The sequence below is a fragment of the Mesorhizobium sp. M7A.F.Ca.ET.027.02.1.1 genome (genome assembly GCF_004022985.1).
Classification (GTDB): domain Bacteria; phylum Pseudomonadota; class Alphaproteobacteria; order Rhizobiales; family Rhizobiaceae; genus Mesorhizobium.
In genome coordinates this window covers 1-694 of record NZ_RZOL01000876.1, presented here as the reverse complement: position 1 = coordinate 694, position 694 = coordinate 1, and the positions used below count along the sequence as shown (strand labels likewise).

1 pseudogene is annotated in these 694 nt (G+C 58.4%); it reads left to right on the top strand.

Features of this window, described 5'->3' with window-relative positions:
- Positions 1–535 precede the first annotated feature (535 nt).
- Positions 536–694, top strand: a pseudogene (locus EN749_RS36740) (transposase family protein); the annotation flags it as partial.

The following is a 694-nucleotide window of genomic DNA, read 5'->3' as shown; positions in this document are numbered from 1 at the left end:
TAGCCAAAGATCGAATGTGACGTTTCCTGAGACGAGATGCTCATGCAGTTCTCCCTATCGCGATCGTTCCCGAATGCATCGAAATTATCGCGTCCGATCCGCAGGTAGGCTCGTTCTGGCGATCGGGATGTTTGGCGCCTACCGCAGCATTGCGTCCAACATTTTTTAGGCATGGATTAATCGCGAATGAGCAACAGTATGCCCCTTTGGCATTTGCGTGCGTTCGTCGCGATCGCGAGGGCGGCTTGTATCCCACAGCGACCCGGTCCTTGAACATCGCTCATTCGGCTTTAGGCAGGACTGCGGCGCGGCGATAAGGATTGGGTTCTTCCGCATATTTGGTGCAGGTTGCGGCATTCATGGACGGTGCGAATAAGTTCATTTCATAGAGTCGGAAGCGCAGTCGACGCCGTGATTTGCCCGTGCTTCATGCCTTCCGCTCGCTGAATTCACCCGAGCTCCCATTGTCCAAACTCTGCCGCAGGCCGAGAGGGTGGTGGTGCTTGTGGCCCCGGCGAAGGCGATAGACTTGCGCTGTCCATGTTGCGGCCGCCGAACCCGCCGGGTCCACAGTCACTACATGCGCCGGCTGAGCGATCTGCAGTGGCAGGGGCGGCTTGCCGAAATCCAGCTTCACGCACGACGGTTTCGATGCGCCGATCCACATGCCCGCGCCGGATCTTCACCGAGAGGC